The sequence below is a fragment of the Mesorhizobium sp. M1A.F.Ca.IN.022.07.1.1 genome, from assembly GCF_003997575.1.
Taxonomy (GTDB): Bacteria; Pseudomonadota; Alphaproteobacteria; order Rhizobiales; family Rhizobiaceae; genus Mesorhizobium.
Genome location: NZ_RZST01000113.1, coordinates 1 through 15,970 on the forward strand (window position 1 = coordinate 1; position 15,970 = coordinate 15,970).

The 15,970-nt window shown below is 63.2% G+C and carries 14 protein-coding genes; 6 read left to right on the top strand and 8 right to left on the bottom strand.

Features of this window, described 5'->3' with window-relative positions:
- Positions 1-167 precede the first annotated feature (167 nt).
- Entirely contained in the window at positions 168-1,340 is a 1,173-nt protein-coding gene (locus EOA75_RS14915) for a D-alanyl-D-alanine carboxypeptidase family protein (protein ID WP_127215957.1), read from the top strand.
- Positions 1,337-2,449 (top strand): GTP-binding protein, encoded by a 1,113-nt coding sequence (locus EOA75_RS14920; RefSeq protein ID WP_127324549.1) that lies wholly within the window; start codon positions 1,337-1,339, stop codon positions 2,447-2,449. The genes EOA75_RS14915 and EOA75_RS14920 overlap by 4 nt, the downstream gene beginning before the upstream one ends.
- Positions 2,450-2,468: 19 nt before the next feature.
- On the opposite strand, the gene EOA75_RS14925 is transcribed toward EOA75_RS14920, so the two are convergent.
- The 5 genes from EOA75_RS14925 to EOA75_RS14945 form a co-directional block, all read right to left on the bottom strand.
- The gene (locus EOA75_RS14925; RefSeq protein WP_067319197.1) at positions 2,469-2,708 is read right to left on the bottom strand and encodes a sulfurtransferase TusA family protein; all 240 of its coding nucleotides are present in this window, start codon (positions 2,706-2,708) and stop codon (positions 2,469-2,471) included.
- Positions 2,709-2,720: 12 nt separating this feature from the next.
- Positions 2,721-4,040, bottom strand: coding sequence for a murein L,D-transpeptidase family protein (locus EOA75_RS14930; protein ID WP_127324550.1), 1,320 nt, complete (start codon positions 4,038-4,040; stop codon positions 2,721-2,723).
- A gap of 300 nt (positions 4,041-4,340) precedes the next feature.
- Complete coding sequence (locus EOA75_RS14935; protein WP_067319192.1) at positions 4,341-5,291, bottom strand: acetyl-CoA carboxylase carboxyltransferase subunit alpha; 951 nt, start codon at positions 5,289-5,291, stop codon at positions 4,341-4,343.
- A gap of 99 nt (positions 5,292-5,390) precedes the next feature.
- Complete coding sequence (locus tag EOA75_RS14940; protein ID WP_127324551.1) at positions 5,391-6,305, bottom strand: site-specific tyrosine recombinase XerD; 915 nt, start codon at positions 6,303-6,305, stop codon at positions 5,391-5,393.
- A 9-nt stretch (positions 6,306-6,314) separates the two neighbouring features.
- Positions 6,315-6,467: a histidine kinase gene (locus tag EOA75_RS14945; protein ID WP_066990358.1), complete on the bottom strand. Its 153-nt coding sequence runs from the start codon at positions 6,465-6,467 to the stop codon at positions 6,315-6,317.
- 206 nt (positions 6,468-6,673) lie between these two features.
- Between EOA75_RS14945 and EOA75_RS14950 the strand changes: the two genes are divergently transcribed.
- From EOA75_RS14950 to EOA75_RS14960, 3 genes are read left to right on the top strand one after another with little or no spacing between them, the layout of a single operon-like run.
- On the top strand, positions 6,674-7,288 hold the full coding sequence (locus tag EOA75_RS14950; RefSeq protein WP_127217381.1) for a shikimate kinase: 615 nt from the start codon (positions 6,674-6,676) through the stop codon (positions 7,286-7,288).
- Complete coding sequence (aroB, locus tag EOA75_RS14955) at positions 7,285-8,406, top strand: 3-dehydroquinate synthase (RefSeq protein WP_127324552.1); 1,122 nt, start codon at positions 7,285-7,287, stop codon at positions 8,404-8,406. The genes EOA75_RS14950 and aroB overlap by 4 nt, the downstream gene beginning before the upstream one ends.
- Complete coding sequence (locus EOA75_RS14960) at positions 8,403-9,293, top strand: transporter associated domain-containing protein (RefSeq protein WP_067319184.1); 891 nt, start codon at positions 8,403-8,405, stop codon at positions 9,291-9,293. Before aroB ends, EOA75_RS14960 begins: the two co-directional genes overlap by 4 nt.
- A gap of 60 nt (positions 9,294-9,353) precedes the next feature.
- Here the strand turns inward: EOA75_RS14960 and EOA75_RS14965 are convergent, their stop codons facing one another.
- From EOA75_RS14965 to EOA75_RS14975, 3 genes are read right to left on the bottom strand one after another with little or no spacing between them, the layout of a single operon-like run.
- Positions 9,354-10,898, bottom strand: coding sequence for a SpoVR family protein (locus EOA75_RS14965; protein WP_127324553.1), 1,545 nt, complete (start codon positions 10,896-10,898; stop codon positions 9,354-9,356).
- Between the two features lie 27 nt (positions 10,899-10,925).
- Entirely contained in the window at positions 10,926-12,236 is a 1,311-nt protein-coding gene (locus EOA75_RS14970) for a YeaH/YhbH family protein (protein ID WP_066990345.1), read from the bottom strand.
- 20 nt (positions 12,237-12,256) lie between these two features.
- Complete coding sequence (locus EOA75_RS14975; RefSeq protein ID WP_066990342.1) at positions 12,257-14,206, bottom strand: PrkA family serine protein kinase; 1,950 nt, start codon at positions 14,204-14,206, stop codon at positions 12,257-12,259.
- A gap of 1,020 nt (positions 14,207-15,226) precedes the next feature.
- Between EOA75_RS14975 and EOA75_RS14980 the strand changes: the two genes are divergently transcribed.
- Positions 15,227-15,970 (top strand): thiamine pyrophosphate-binding protein (locus EOA75_RS14980; RefSeq protein WP_245466640.1); only part of this gene is annotated, 744 nt, incomplete at its 3' end.

The following is a 15,970-nucleotide window of genomic DNA, read 5'->3' on the forward strand; positions in this document are numbered from 1 at the left end:
GCAAGTGTGATCGTCTGGCGCTTTGCCATTTTGACGTCACATAGGGTAAATAGCACCGCATAATGCGGCCCGGAGTCGAGGGTCGGTCCGCACTATGCTGGCCATCGCGCAGCGAAATCTTACGGAGCCAGCGGCAACTACGGCAAGAGGCGATTTCGGAATTGATCATGCGGCAAAGGCATTTCCTCAACCTATTGCTTGCGGGGGCGCTGGCGCTGCCGATGCTTTCCGGCACTGCGCGCGCCAATCCGGTGGTGCTGTTCGACCTGAATAGCGGCAAGGTGCTGGAGCATCAGGACGCCTTCAAGCGCTGGTATCCGGCCTCGCTGAGCAAGCTGATGACGGCCTATGTGGCGTTCCGAGCGATCGCCGCCGGCGAGGTGGCGCTCGATTCGCCGATCAAGGTGACGAAACATTCGGCCGGCGAGCCGCCGAGCAAGATGGGCTTCAAGCCCGGATCGGTCATGCGGCTCGACAATGCGCTGAAGATGATGCTGGTCAAGTCGGCCAACGACATCGCCATGGCCGTCGGCGAGAACATCGGCGGATCGCAGGCCGCCTTCGCCGACCGCATGAATGCCGAGGCCGCCAGGCTCGGCATGGTCGGAACGCATTTCGTCAACCCGAATGGGCTGTTCTCGCCCGACCAGTACACGACCGCGCGCGACCTCGCCGTCCTGGTGACGGCGCTTCGCAACGACTTCCCGCAATATGCGCCGTGGTTCTCCATCGAGGGTCTTGCCGTCGGAAAGAAGGCGATCCCGAACTACAATCTGCTGATCGGGCGCTATCCCGGCGCCGACGGTATGAAAACCGGCTTCGTCTGCTCCTCGGGCTTCAACATGATCGGTTCGGCGACGCGCGATGGCCGCACACTGGTTGCCGTGGTGCTCGGCGAAAAATCCGCCATCAGCCGCGCCGAAGCGGCGGCGAAGCTGCTCGACCAGGGTTTTGACGCGCCGGCGGCCGGGTCGACGACGCTCGCGGCGCTCAAGCCCTATGGCGACACGCTGTCGCCCAACGACCTGCAGGACGAGATCTGCAAGAAGAAGCCGAAGGAACAGCAGTCCGAGGCGGCACCTGCCGTCGCCACCAAGGACAAGGCCAAATCGCCCTATCAGGTGAAACTCGATCACCCGACGCTGATCGCGGTCGGCCTTGGCGGCGCCACCGGGCCGGCGCCCAAGGCGTTCGTCGACCAGACCGATCAGAACTATGCCGATGTGCCGCTGCCCAGCTGGCGGCCCGACAAGCCTCTGCCGGCCGGCGCCACACCTGCCGCAACTGCTGCCTCTGCAGCGCAGGGGGATCAGCCGGCCAAGGCGGCAAACTCGCCATGACCGGGCGCAGCGGCTTTCCCATACCCGTCTCGGTGCTCACCGGCTTTCTCGGGGCCGGCAAGACGACGCTGCTCAACCGGTTGCTCAAGGATCCGGCGCTTGCCGACACGGCCGTCATCATCAACGAGTTCGGCGAGGTGGCGATCGACCATCTGCTCGTCGAGCAAGCCTCAGAGGGCATCATCCAGCTTTCCGACGGCTGCCTTTGCTGCACGGTGCGCGGCGAACTCGTCGATACGCTGGCCGACCTCGTCGACCGGCTGCAGACCGGACGCATCGCCAGGCTGGCGCGCGTCGTGGTCGAAACCACCGGCCTTGCCGATCCTGCACCGGTGCTGCAGTCGATCATGGCGCATCCGGCGCTGGTGCAGGCTTTCCGGCTCGATGGCGTCATCACGCTGGTCGACGGCGTCAACGGGGCGGCCACGCTCGATGGCCATGTCGAGGCGGTGAAGCAGGCGGCCGTCGCCGACCGCATCGTGCTGACCAAGACCGATCTCGCCGAGGCAAGCGACGTCGAGGCCCTGCGGGCGCGACTTCATCAGATAAATCCGAGCGCGGTCCTGCTCGACCTCAATGGTCCCGCTACCGGGGCAGCGTCGCTTTTCGATTGCGGCCTCTATAATCCCGAGACCAAGAGCGCCGACGTGCGGCGCTGGCTCGGAGAGGAGGCGGCGCATGATCATCATCACCACGACGATGGTCATGATCACGCCCCCCATCATCATGATCACCGCCACGACGGCCGCGTGCGCTCCCACTCGCTCGTCCATGACGGGCCGGTGCCGTTCTCGGCGATCGAGATGTTCCTCGATTTGTTGCGCTCGACGCATGGCGAGAAACTGCTGCGCATGAAGGGCGTCATCGAACTTCAGGAGGATCCGTCACGGCCGCTGGTGATCCACGGCGTGCAGAAGATCCTGCATCCGCCGGCCAGGCTGCCGTCATGGCCAGACGGACGGCGCGGCACGCGGCTGGTGCTGATCACGCTCGACATGCCGGAAGATTATGTCCAGCGGCTGTTTTCCGCCTTCACCAACAAGCCGTCGATCGACACGCCCGACCGGGCGGCGCTCGAGGCCAATCCGCTGGCGATCGCCGGGCTGTAGCTCCAGAGGTCCGATTGGCCTATGCCGCGCCGCCGCGCTCGACCAGGAAGCGATGGCCGCCGTCGACCGCCGCCGTCTCGATCAGCTGATGGCCGGCATCGGCGCAGAAGGCCGGAATGTCGATCACGGCCAGCGGGTCGGTGGTTTCCAGCCACAGACGGCTGCCAGGCCGCATCGCGGCCAGGCGCTTGCGCGCCTTCAGCACCGGCAGCGGGCAGTTCAGCCCCTTCAGATCGTAGGTAGCGGCGGACCAGGCCAAGATCGAGAAATCTCAGCCGCCGAACATGCCGAGCAGTTTCTTCTTCAGCTTCGAGACCGTGCCTTCGTCGGCACTTGCCGCCTGCTGCGTTTCCGGCGCCGGTTGCGCGGAAGCCGCCTCGACGCCCGCGGTGACCACCGGCTGCTGGGCCGCCTGCTTGGCGGCTTCCTTTTCGGCCAGGGCCTGCGCCTTGGCGGCCGCCTTTTCAGCCTGCGCTTGCGCCTTGGCGGCCTTGGCCGCCTCGATCGCCGCAAGCCGCTGCTCCTCGGCCTTGCGCTTGGCCTCCTTCTCCGCGTCGAGCGCGGCCATCTTGCGGCCGAGCGGGGAATCGATGCGGCCCATCCGCGTCGTCTCGGTTACCGAGCCGTCGGCATTCATCGACGGCGGGTCGATCGGCACGCGCTCGCCGCGGGCGCGGCGCTTGGACCAGTCGGAAACGATGCTGGCTTCCTTGATGCCGGCGATGGCCGGCTTAGGCGGCAGTATGGTTCCCTTGACCGCGGAGTTGAAGGCGGCGTCGTAGCGCTTTTCGTAGTCGGCGTAGTCCGTTTTCAACGAATCAGGCTGTGTCATTGCCGGGCAGGCGCCTGTCGGGTCGAAGGTGGTGCCTTCGGGCGCTGCCTGATTGAAAACGTAGCGCTTCTCGCAGACGTCGACTTTCGGTGGCACCTTGGTGATCTCGAAATTGTCGTAGCCGACCTTCAGCATCTTCCAGAACTCGTAGTTCGGGTCGTTGCGGTAGCGCGCCATGTTGGCGGCGGTCATGCGGAACGGGAAGGCCTGGATCTGGAACTCGGTCTGGCCGCCCTGGAAGGCATCGCGGCCGAAAGCATAGATCTGCTCGATCTGGGCATCGGTCATCGAATAGCAGCCGGACGAGGAGCAGGCGCCGTGCACCATCAAATTGGAGCCGGTGCGGCCGTTGGCCCTGTCATAGGCGTTGGGATAGCCGATGTTGAAGGACAGATGGTAGTTCGAGCGCGGATTCATCTGCGACGGACGCACCGTGTAGAAGCCTTCCGGCGCCTGGCGGTCGCCCTCGGTGTATTTGGGGCCGAGCTTGCCCGACCATTTGCAGATGTCGTAGCTGGCGACGAGATCGTAGCGGCCGTTGGTCTTGGCCTTCCAGATCTCCAGCTTGCCTTCTTCCTTGAAGATGCGCGCCATCACCGAGGAGGTGCGCACCATGCCCTTGGCCTTCATGTCGGCGAGGATCTTATCCGGCAGGGGCTTGTTGGCCTCCGGCGCAAAATCCTTCATCGACGAATCATTGCAGCCGGCGATGCCTATCGCGGCGACAAGGACTCCGGTGCGGGCAAGCTTGGCAAACATCGATACGGCTTTGTCTTTTCTCTCAGGCCAACGGCCTCGGCATGGCCGGCCCGCAGGCTCAACACCAATGGACCGTAAGCCCGTTAACCTTGAAAATTCCTTACCGCAAGCAATAGCCAACCCCTCGCGGATATTTTCATTGAGCCGAATGCGGCGGCATTTTTGTGGCGAAATTGTTAATCGCCGCCATAGTTGCGGCGAACGGCCGAATTAAACGGGTGGCGCTGGGGCAGACTCACGTGCTTTGTTTTCATCCATGTCGTTTTCGCAAAACCACTGCACAGTTTTGCGCGACATGCATTAAAGGCTGCGGCCCATCGCTAAATATTTCTCGCGGCGCTGCTCGCGGAAATCGGTGTTGGCGCCGGCAAAGTCCTTCATCGTCTTGGCGATCAGATCGCCGGTGGCGGCAATCACCGTTTCCGGCGCACGCTGGGCGCCGCCCATCGGCTCGGGAACGATGGCATCGATGATCTTCATTTCGAGAAGATCCTGGGCGGTGATCTTCATGTTGGTCGCCGCGTCCTTGGAACGGGTGGTGTCGCGCCAAAGAATAGAGGCCGCGCCCTCGGGCGAGATCACCGAATAGATGGCATGCTCAAGCATGTAGACGCGGTTGGCGGTGGCGATCGCGATGGCGCCGCCGGAGCCGCCTTCGCCGATGACCACCGAGATCGACGGCACTTTGAGCGCTAGGCAGGCTGAGGTCGAGCGCGCAATGGCCTCGGCCTGACCGCGTTCCTCGGCGCCGACGCCGGGATAGGCGCCGGCGGTGTCGACCAGCGTCAAAAGCGGGATCTTGAAGCGGTCGGCAAGCTCCATCAGCCGAACCGCCTTGCGGTACCCCTCGGGCCGTACCGAACCGAAATTGTGCTTGATGCGGCTTGCCGTGTCGGAGCCCTTCTCCTGGCCGATCACCGCCACCGGCTCGCCGCGGAAACGGGCAAAACCGCCGACGATCGCCTGGTCGTCGCCGAAATTGCGGTCACCGGCCAACGGCGTGAAATCGCTGAACAAGCCCTTGATGTAGTCTAGGCAGTGCGGCCGGTCCGGATGGCGGGCCACCTGGACCTTCTGCCAAGGGGTGAGCGCCTTGTAGAGATCGCGCAGCGCATCGCGCGAACGCTTCTCCAGCCTGCCGATCTCGTCGGCGACATCGACCGCCTCGCCGTTCTCCGCGAGCTTCTTCAGCTCAAGGATCTTGAGCTCCAGATCCTGCACCGGCTTTTCGAAGTCGAGGTAATTATACATGCTGGGGCGGACCGATCCGTCGGAAGGCAATGGCTGGCGGAACCCTGGAAATGCTGGCTCCGGGCGGTGGAACGTCGCCCTCACATAGCGATATGAAGCCTAGTCGGCAAGCGGATGATGATCGTTGACCAGCCGCACCAGCCGCTCCTCCAGCACATGAGTGTAGATCTGCGTGGTGGAGATATCGGCGTGGCCAAGCAGTTGCTGCACGGCCCTGAGATCCGCACCGTTCTGCAGGAGATGGCTGGCGAAGGCGTGGCGCAGGACATGCGGCGAGATCTTGGTCGCGGCGATGCCGGCTCGCGCCGCCAAGCCTTTGAGATCGCGTGCGAAAACCTGCCGGGAGAGATGACCGCTGTCGGAAGAGGCTGGGAACAGGAACGGGCTGTCGGCGTAGGCCGGCACCTCCGCCCTGGCGGCAAGCCACGCCCGCATCGCGGCGCGCGCCTTGGCCGACAGCGGCACCATGCGCTCCTTGTCGCCCTTGCCGCGCACCATGAAGAAACGGTCGTCGCGCAGCGCCACCGTCACCGGCAGACCGACAAGCTCGGAAACGCGCAGGCCCGTGGCATAGAGCACCTCGACCAGCGCGTGCAGGCGCAGCGTCGCCAACCGGTCGCCGTCGGGCGCGGCCCCGCCCGCCTCCTCGGCCGCGCGGTCGACCAGGCGGCCCGTCTCAGCCTCGGTCATGGTCTTCGGCAGCGGCCGGCCCTTCTTCGGGCTGTCCAGCGTGCCGGTCGGGTCGTCGCCGCGGAGGCCTTCGGCATAGAGGAATTTGAAGAATTGGCGGATCGCCGACAATTTGCGCGCCTGCGAGGTCGGCGCGAAGCCACGCGCCGCGAGGTCGTCCAGATAGGCGCGGATGTCGGCGGCTGCCGCTCCGGCCAGGCCGCCACCGATAGCTTCGGAGGCGTCTTCGAGGTCGCGTCGGTAGGAGGAAAGCGTGTTCTCGGCCGCACCCCGCTCGGCGCTCATCATCTCCAGAAAGGCTTCGATGCGGGCCGCGCTGTTCATTTGGCCGGGTCAGTTCTTCTTCGGATTGAGCTTTTCCGCGGGAATGCGCACGCTCATTTCGGCCTTTTTCGGCTCCACGAACATCGCCAGCGCGAACATCGCGCCATAAGCGACGCCTGCAAGAACCGCCAGCGTCACGACAAAGCGAAACAATGTCGGCATTCAGTCTTCGCCCGTCTTCTTGTTCTGCGATTCCAAACCCTGTGCCCTTATGGGACGCCATTCCGGCCAATTCAAGGACGAAGGGCTGGGGCAGAGGATTTGTCGAGGAAGCTTCTCGACGGAAGAGGGGCGATCTGGCCCGCCTGCGGCGGCCTGCTTGACGCAAACGGGCTTTTGATGTCGATACGGCGCAAAGAGGGTTCCGCATGAACGCGCTGCCAGCAAATCCGCCGGACGAAGGCCGTGTCGCGCTGCTCGAGCGGCTCGGCAGCCGCTCGATCGTCTTCGTCGGCCTGATGGGCGCCGGCAAGACCGCAATCGGCCGCAAGGTGGCGACAATGCTTTCCCTGCCCTTCATCGACAGCGATCAGGAGATCGAGAGCGTATCGCGCATGACCGTGCCGGAGCTGTTCGAGCGTTACGGCGAACCTGAGTTCCGGGCGCTGGAGCAGCGGGTCATCTTGCGTCTGCTCGAAAACGGCCCGCAGGTGCTTTCGACCGGCGGCGGCGCCTTCATGAACGCGCAGACGCGCGAGGCGATCGATGCGCATGGCGTCTCGGTCTGGCTGAAGGCCGATCTCGATCTCCTGATGGAGCGGGTTTCGAAGAAGCAGAACCGGCCGCTGTTGAAGAATCCGGATCCGCGCGGCGTGCTGGAGAAGCTGATGGGCGAGCGCTACCCGGTCTATGCCACCGCCGACCTCACGGTTTCGACCCGCGACGACCGCAAGGAAGTCATCGCCAGCGAGGTGGTATGCGCGCTTTGCGCTTACCTTGGGATCGCGCCAATCGCCACCAGTGACGACGAGGTGGAGCCTTGAGCCATAGCGAACCGGTGAAGGTCGAGGTCGGACTCGGCGACCGTGCCTATGACATACTTATCGGGCCCGGCCTGCTTTCCGGCTCAGGAACCGAAATCGCAGGCCGCCTTCCCGGCACGCGTGCGGCCATCGTCACCGACGAGAACGTCGCCGCAGCGCATCTCGAAACGCTGCAGGCCGGCCTGGAAAAAGGCGGCATCGAGGCCGCCGTCATCACCCTGCCGGCCGGTGAAAAGACCAAGAGCTTCACCCACCTCGAAGAGGTCGTCGACGGCGTGCTCGCCGCCAAGCTCGAACGGCGCGATGTCGTCGTGGCACTTGGCGGCGGCGTCATCGGCGACCTTGCCGGCTTCGCCGCCGGCATCGTGCGGCGCGGGATGAACTTCGTGCAGGTGCCGACATCGCTGCTGGCGCAGGTCGATTCTTCCCTCGGCGGCAAGACGGGCATCAACAGCGCGCGCGGCAAGAACCTGGTCGGGGTCTTCAACCAGCCAAAACTGGTGCTTGCCGACACCGGTGTGCTCGACACTTTGCCGATCCGCGAATTCCGCGCCGGCTATGCCGAGCTCGCCAAATACGGGCTAATCGACCGTCCCGGCTTCTTCGCCTGGCTGGAGGAGAACTGGCAAAAGGTGTTCGCCGGCGGCCCGGAGCGGACCGAAGCCATCGCCGAGGCTTGCCGCGCCAAGGCCGATGTGGTCGCCCGCGACGAGTTCGAGACCGGCGACCGCGCGCTGCTCAATCTCGGCCACACATTCGGCCATGCGCTCGAAGCCGCCACGAATTATGACGGTGCCCGTCTCGTCCATGGGGAGGGGGTCGCCATCGGCATGGCGCTGGCGCACCGCTTCTCGGCGCGTCTCAATCTAGCGAGCCCGGACGACGCGGAGCGCGTCGAGGCGCACCTTCGCGCCGTCGGCCTGCCCTGGCGGATGGCCGACATAGCGGGCCAACTGCCGGATGCCGAGGCGCTGCTTGGCTTCATCACCCAGGACAAGAAGGTGTCGCGCGGCGCGCTTACCTTCATCCTGACGCGCGGCGTCGGCCAGGCCTTTATCGCCAAGGACGTGCCGCCCTCCGAAGTGCTGTCCTTCCTCAAGGCGAGCCATCCCGGATGATCGACTTCGGCTGGATCGCCGCAGCCGTCCTTGCCGCCGTGATCGTGCTGGCGTTTCTCTTGCGCACGCGGCTCTTCGCGGCGCTCGGCTACAGTCTGCGGCCGATCGAACCGACGGAGCCCGAGCAGGATGAGCCGGACGAGAACGGCGACGAGACCCGCCGCAGCGGGCAGGCGCGCGAGGATCGCAACCGGCTGGGCGCGCTTTTCGAACTCGAGGAGCTCGAGGTTTCGGACGTGATGGTCCACCGCACCAACATGCGCTCGGTCAACGCCGACGATCCGCCGGAAATGGTGGTGCGCGAGATTCTGCAGAGCCCGCATACCCGCATGCCGCTCTGGAAAGGCTCGCTCGACAACATCGTCGGCGTGCTGCATGCCAAGGATCTGCTGCGGGCGCTCAACGAGGTCGGCAACGACTTTTCCAAGATCGACGTAACAAAGATCGCGTCGAAGCCATGGTTCGTGCCCGACACCACCACCTTGCAGGATCAGCTCAACGCCTTCCTGCGGCGCAAGGCGCATTTCGCCATCGTCGTCGACGAGTATGGCGAGATGGAAGGGCTGGTGACGCTGGAAGACATCATCGAGGAGATCGTCGGCGAGATCGCGGACGAGCACGATGTCGACATGCAAGGCGTCAAGCAGGAGGCCGACGGCTCGGTCGTCGTCGACGGCACGGTGGCGATTCGCGACCTCAATCGGGCGCTCGACTGGGATCTGCCGGACGAGGAGGCGACGACGATCGCCGGCCTAGTCATCCACGAGACGCAGACGATCCCAGATGAGAAGCAGGCCTTCACCTTCCACGGCAAGCGTTTCGTGGTGATGAAGCGCGACAAGAACCGCATAGCAAGGTTGAGGATCCGGCCCGCCGGCGAAGGTTAGGGTGTGCCGATCTTCAGGTGAGACCGGCCTGCAAAGGGCGGCTTCCTGCGTCTCCGGTGCTCAAAGTTCCTTGGTCGAGCGCTCGCTGAGCACGGCGCCGGTTTCGGCATCCATTGCCGCCAGGCTGACGTCATAACCCCAAAGGCTCCGGATGTGGCGCAAGGTCGCGTCGCGGCTTTCGTCCTCTAGCTGGATGCCGTCCTTGACCTTGTGCTGCAGCCGCAAATGCCGGTCTCCCAGAAGATCCACGTCGACCACCTGGATGTCGGGCCGGCTCGCCCCCACATCGTAGCTTCGGGCTAGCGCGGACCGTATCTTGCTGTAGCCGCGCTCATTATGGATCGAGGCGACCTCGTAATGCGGCTCGTCGCAGCCGTCGGCCAGCACGAAGAGCCGCCATTTCCGGATCAAAGCGGGGCTCAGATACTGGCGGATGAAGGATTCGTCACGGTGGTTGGCCCAGGCATCGAGCAAGGTGTCGCGCCAGTCGCCACGGCCGGCGATGTCCGGAAACCAGTCGCGGTCCTCCGCGGTCGGCTCGGTCGAGATGCGCTGGATGTCCTGCATCATGCCGAGGCCCAGCGCATAGGGATTGATCCCGGAATAACGCGGATCGTCATAGGCCGGCTGGAAAACCACGTTCGAATGGTTTCGCAAGATCTCGAGCATGGCGCCTTCGCTAATGCGGCCGCGATCGAAAAGCATGTTCATCAGGGTGTAGTGGACGAAGGTGGCACAGCCTTCGTTCATCACCTGGGTTTGCCGCTGCGGGTAAAAATATTGCGCAATCACCCGCACGATCCTGATGATCTCGCGCTGCCAGGGCTCAAGCACCAGGCTGTTCTTCTCGAGGAAGTAGAGCAGGTTTTCCTCGGGCAGATTGAGCGACTTCTTCCGCTCGGCCAAGCTTTCGTCCCCTGCTTCCGGCTTGTTCTTGTCCTGCGCGGTCGGCAGCGTGCGCCACAGATCATTGTAGGAACGCTCCTCATATTCGAGGCGCTCGCGAAGGCCTTCGCGCTGCTGTTCCGACGACAGCTTCGGCGGCCGATGGTAGCGGAACACGCCTTGCTCCATCAGCGCGTGGGCGGCATCGAGCACCGCCTCGACGGCCTGCAGTCCGTGCCGTTCCTCGCATTTGGCGATGTAGCCCTTGGCGAAGTCCAGATAGCTCAGGATGCCTCCGGCGTCCGTCCATTGCCGGAAGAGATGATTGTTTTTGAAGAAATGGTTGTGGCCAAGCGCGGCATGGGCGGTCACCAGGGCCTGCAAGGCCATGGTGTTTTCTTCCATGAGGTAGACGATGCAAGGGTTGGAGTTGATGACCAGTTCATAGGCCAGACCGCGCGCGCCCTTGCGGTAGAGAAGCTCGTTGTAGAGGAAATGCTTGCCGAACGACCAATGCCGATACATCAGCGGCATGCCGACCGAGGAATAAGCGTCGAGCATCTGCTCGGAGGAAATGACCTCCATCTGCACCGGATAGATGTCGAGGTGAAGCTCTTCGACCCCGATCGCCTCGATCTCGTCGTAAACCCGAGAGAGTTTCGCAAAATCCCAGTCCGACCCGGAAAATAACAGTTCGGATTTGCGCGCCTGATTGACCATCGGCCTATGTCCCATCCGCCCGCGTTCTCACGCGCTCTTGCGCAGACTAGGCTGCCTTGCGAAGAGCTCGCGAAAGACCGGATAGATATCGGCGGGAGCCGCGATGCGCCTCATCTGGAAATTCGGCCACTTTCCGTCGACCGCGTTGTAGGCGCGCCAGAGCGACGTTCCGTTCTCGGTGGAGCCGAAAATGTGGCTTTCGCGTTCGTCGATGATTTCCACATAGGCGAAATACTGGCACAGGCGCATGAGCTTGCGGTCGAGGAGTTCTATGCAGCGCTCGGAATCGGTGGCGAAGTTGTCACCGTCGGAAGCCTGAGCGGCATAGATATTCCATTCCGCGACCGGATAGCGCTGCTCTATGATGCGATGCATTTCCTCGAGCGCCGTGGAGACGACGGTACCGCCGCTCTCGGTGTGGTAGAAGAAGGTGTGCTCATCCACCTCCTTGGCCTCATGGGTGTGGCGGATGAAAACGATGTCCGTCCTTTCGTAGCGCCGCGTCAGGAACAGATGCAGCAGCACGAAAAACCGTTTGGCCAGATCCTTCTCGCGCTCTCCCATCGATCCCGACACGTCCATCAGGCAAAACATAACGGCGCTGGCATTCGGCACCGGCTGGGGGTCGAAGCGGTTGAACCGAATGTCGACCGGATCGACATAGGCGATCCGCCTGCGCCGGCGTTCAAGCCGATCAACTTCCTCGCGCAGAGCAGCGATGCGTTCGCGCGTTGCCTCGGTTGGCGGCTTCGCTTCCAACTCGGCGATCTGCGTTGAGATGGCGTCCAGCTCCGCCTGCTTGGGACGCCTGAGCGCGATGCGGCGGCCGTGGCTGTTTCGCATGGTGCGTCCGACATTGACGTTGGTCGGCGCCCCGCTTGCCGTGAAGCCCGCCCGTCTTGGCTTGAAGCTCAGTATCTGCTTGAGATTGAGCTTGACCAGATCGGGCAGTTCGAGATCTTCGAAGAAGAGGTCGAGCACTTCCTCGCGCGACAGCACGAAGCGAAAGTCGTCCTCGGATTGCTTGGTTCCCGGCGCCGAAGAGCCAGTGCCGCCGCCGCCAGGCTTGGGTATCAGATCACCGGGACTGAACGATTTGTTGCCGGGCAGTATGTGCTGGCGCTGCCCACTGTCCCTGGCGTCGCTGAAGGTCGGTTCGCTGGTGCCTTTCCGGGGCATCGGCACGGCATGCTCGCGGTCGACCTCGGCGATACGGCCTGTCCGGACATGGTCGCGGATGCTGCGCTTGAGCTCTTCCCGAGCGCGCTTGAGGAAGCGCTGGCGATTGCTCAGGCTCTTGTCCTTCGGATTCAGGCGGCGGTCGATGAAGATCGGCATGCGAACCCTTCGGGCTTTGCTCAGCCAGCCTTGTTCACGCGCATGTACCAGTCGACCAGCCGGCGCACCTGCCGCTGAGTGTAGCCGCGCTCCACCATCCGCTGCACGAATTCGTTGTGCCGCTTCTCGGTGACGCTGTCCTGCTTGGAGCCGAAGCTGATCACCGGCAACAAATCCTCGACCTGACCGAACATGCGCTTCTCGATCACTTCGCGAAGCTTTTCATAGCTCGTCCAGGACGGATTGCGGCCATGGTTGCGCGCCCGGGCGCGCAAGGTGAACTTGACCACCTCGTTGCGAAAATCCTTGGGATTGGCGATGCCGGCCGGCTTTTCAACCTGCGACAATTCCTTGTCCAGGACCTCGCGATTGAGGATCTGGCCGGTATCGGGATCCTTGTAGTCCTGATCCTCGATCCAGGCATCGGCATAGGCGATGTAGCGGTCGAAAAGGTTCTGGCCGTACTCGCTATACGATTCCAGGTAAGCCTTCTGGATCTCGTGGCCGATGAACTCGGCGTAGCGCGCTGCAAGTTCCGATTTGATGAACTCGAGGTACGCGGCTTCGGTTTCCTTCGGAAATTGCTCGCGTTTGATCGCCTCCTCGAGGATGTACATCAAGTGCACGGGATCGGCTGCGACCTCCTTGGTGTCGTAGTTGAAAGTCTGCGACAGAATCTTGAAGGCGAAGCGCGTGCTGACCCCGGTCATGCCTTCGTCGACGCCGGCGGCATCGCGATATTCCTGGACCGACTTCGCCTTCGGGTCGATCTCCTTGAGGTTCTCGCCGTCATAGGCGCGCATCTTGGTGTAGAGCGGCGAGTTCTCGTGCTCGGCAAGCCGGGTCGAGACGGTGAAACGGCTGAGGATGTCCAGCACTTCGGGCGCGCAGGGACTGTTCGCCAGATCGCTCTCGCGCAGAAGTTTCTCGTAAATCTGCCTCTCTTCGGTGATACGAAGGCAATACGGAACCTTGACCACAAGGATGCGGTCGAGGAAGGCCTCATTGTTCTTGTTGTTCTTGAATTGCTGCCATTCCGATTCGTTGGAATGGGCAACGACGATGCCCTGATAGGGGAAGGAGCCGAAATTCTCGGTGCCGTTGTAGCTGCCTTCCTGGGTTGCCGTCAGCAACGGGTGCAGGACCTTGATGGGCGCCTTGAACATCTCGACGAACTCGAGCAGGCCCTGCGTCGTCCGGTTCAAGCCGCCGCTGTAGGAGTAGGCATCCGGATCGGATTGGCTGAAATGTTCCAACTGCCTGATGTCGACCTTGCCGACCAGAGCCGAGACATCCTGGTTGTTCTCGTCGCCGGGCTCAGTCTTGGCGATGGCGATCTGACGCAGACGCGATGGCGACAGCTTGACCACGCTGAATTTGGAAATGTCGCCGGACAGTTCGTCGAGCCGTTTGGCCGCCCAAGGCGAGATGAGCCCATTCAGGCGGCGGCGGGCTATCCCGTATTTGTCTTCCAGCAGATCGCCCATCCGATCGGGATGGAAAAGGCCAAGCGGCGATTCGAATATAGGGCTGATCTGGTTGCCGACCTTCAGCGTGTAGATCGGGCGCTGTTCCATAAGCTTCTTCAGCCGTTCGGCAAGCGAGGACTTGCCGCCGCCGACCGGCCCGAGCAGGTAAAGGATCTGCTTGCGCTCCTCGAGACCCTGCGAGGCATAACGGAAATATCCGGCGATGCGCTCGATCGTATCCTCCATTCCGTAGAAATCGGAGAAGGAGGGGTACACCTTGATGGTCCGGTTCGAGAAGATGCGCCCGAGCCGCTCATCCTTGCTGGTGTCGACCAGATTGGGCTCGCCGATGGCCTCGACCATTCGTTCGGGCGCCGAGGCATACATGGATTTGTCTTCGCGGCAGCCAAGCAGATACTGCTGGAGGCTCATCTCTTCCTGGGCCGCGTTGGAATATATCTCCGAAAACAGATCGAAGACGTCGGATTGGTTCTCTCGCATGATATTCTGCCCTCAGAGCCGCTCTGGTTGCCAGTCGGCCAGTCGGCTCGTCTCGTATTCAACTGCCGGAAAGCATTGTGGTTCCCTCATATGAGAGAGAGCGCCTGCAATCGGGCATTGACGACTCACAGCACCCGATGCGGACGGAATGCTCACCCATGATGATTAGGTGGTGATGGCCGGGAGAGCTTCAAGGAAAATCTTAGGTTTTCCACTCACATGTCGTGGTCGGGAACGTAGAGGCAGAAGGAATGCTGAGAATTCGCGTCGCCTCCGGGCTTACACTCGTGAAAGAACTCGTCACGCGAACGCCTGATCCGACGATCGGAGTAGGGAATGAGCTCTCCGGTGGAGAGCTGGTACCCATTTTTCGTTTCCTTCACGTCGGCCGCGGGTGCTTGGTAGCAGTCCATTCCCGAGCAGCATGAGCTGTCATACTGCCAGCCCGTGGGCGCCTGATGGGCAGCCGCCGGAGCCGAAAGGAATAGCGCCAGCGCAATTGCCGGAAACAGGCGCAGACGTTCCGAACGGCTTGTGCGCCGATTGGGCGGCGCGGATGGAGGTCGATACGTCTTCCTCATTGGTGGTCACCGTTCGGAAGCGTCGGCCGAGGGCATCGGTCCTTCGGTCCGACTAGCAATCCGCCCAGCATGGACGAGGCCAGGGCCGGGCCTGCATCAAACCGCCAGATCAGGCAAATGTTCCATGGTGCTTCCCCGGGCGGCGGAGCGCGCCGGCCCATGCAACCGCGGCCCACGATCGCGCGGCCCGGCTACGGGCAGGGGAACCAAAGTCGCCCTATTCGACGGCGGCGCCTATTGGCATATGGCGATTCAACCACCGCTTCGGGGAGAACGGCGATGCGCTGACTGCCGCCGTCATGGCTTTCCTGAAGGCGAGGGTCGCCTGAACGCGCCGGCACTCCTGAAACTGGATCACGTCAAAGTCGTTGACCGGACATTGCGGCATGAACACTTGTCGGCTCAATTGTCCGGGGACAATCGGACGAGAGGGAACGCGATGAATGGCGCCGATGTGCTTTGCGATGTGCTGCTGGCGAATGGCGTGAATGTCTGCTTTGCCAATCCCGGTACCTCGGAAATGCACTTCGTCGCCGCGCTCGACCGCAAGCCGGAGATGCGCTGCGTGCTCGGTCTTGCCGAGGGTGTGGTGACGGGTGCCGCCGACGGCTACGCCAGGATGACCGACCGCCCGGCCGCGACGCTGCTCCACACCGGCCCCGGATTGGCCAATGGCCTGGCCAACATCCACAATGCCCGGCGCGCCCGCGTGCCGATGATCAACATCGTCGGCGACCATGCCTCCTATCACCTGCCGCTCGACGCGCCGCTCACCAGCGACATTGAAGGTCTCGCCGCGCCGATGTCGAACTGGGTCCGCCGCATCGCCGGTCCGGCCGACGTCGCGCCGGCCGCGCAGGCGGCTTTTCGCGCTTCGCTGACGCCTCCCGGCATCGCTACGCTGATCCTGCCGGCGGATGCGGCTTGGGGAGAGGCCAGTCCGCTCCTGTCGGCCAAGGTAGAGCTTGCGGCGCCGCCTTCGGTCGACGCAGCCATCGTGCGCAAGATTGCCGGGGCCATTCGCGCCGCGCCCGGTCGCGTCGGCATGATCGTGCGTGGGCCGGCCGCGCTGCATCCGGGCGATCAGAACGTCGCTGAACAGCCGGACATCCGAAACCGCCGATATCTGTCCGGCGATTTCCAAGGCATCCTCACGCGCGGCCGGGGCCGCGTTGCGCCTACC

What these genes read in the sequence shown, in the direction of transcription:
- EOA75_RS14965 (WP_127324553.1), bottom strand. Translation starts at nt 10,898, where the DNA reads ATGGTCAATCAGGCGCGCAAATCCGAACTGTTATTTTCCGGGTCGGAC.
- EOA75_RS14935 (WP_067319192.1), bottom strand. Translation starts at nt 5,291, where the DNA reads ATGTATAATTACCTCGACTTCGAAAAGCCGGTGCAGGATCTGGAGCTC.
- EOA75_RS14940 (WP_127324551.1), bottom strand. Translation starts at nt 6,305, where the DNA reads ATGAACAGCGCGGCCCGCATCGAAGCCTTTCTGGAGATGATGAGCGCC.
- EOA75_RS14930 (WP_127324550.1), bottom strand. Translation starts at nt 4,040, where the DNA reads ATGTTTGCCAAGCTTGCCCGCACCGGAGTCCTTGTCGCCGCGATAGGC.
- EOA75_RS14960 (WP_067319184.1), top strand. Translation starts at nt 8,403, where the DNA reads ATGATCGACTTCGGCTGGATCGCCGCAGCCGTCCTTGCCGCCGTGATC.
- EOA75_RS14920 (WP_127324549.1), top strand. Translation starts at nt 1,337, where the DNA reads ATGACCGGGCGCAGCGGCTTTCCCATACCCGTCTCGGTGCTCACCGGC.
- EOA75_RS14950 (WP_127217381.1), top strand. Translation starts at nt 6,674, where the DNA reads ATGAACGCGCTGCCAGCAAATCCGCCGGACGAAGGCCGTGTCGCGCTG.
- EOA75_RS14975 (WP_066990342.1), bottom strand. Translation starts at nt 14,206, where the DNA reads ATGCGAGAGAACCAATCCGACGTCTTCGATCTGTTTTCGGAGATATAT.
- EOA75_RS14945 (WP_066990358.1), bottom strand. Translation starts at nt 6,467, where the DNA reads ATGCCGACATTGTTTCGCTTTGTCGTGACGCTGGCGGTTCTTGCAGGC.
- EOA75_RS14915 (WP_127215957.1), top strand. Translation starts at nt 168, where the DNA reads ATGCGGCAAAGGCATTTCCTCAACCTATTGCTTGCGGGGGCGCTGGCG.
- EOA75_RS14970 (WP_066990345.1), bottom strand. Translation starts at nt 12,236, where the DNA reads ATGCCGATCTTCATCGACCGCCGCCTGAATCCGAAGGACAAGAGCCTG.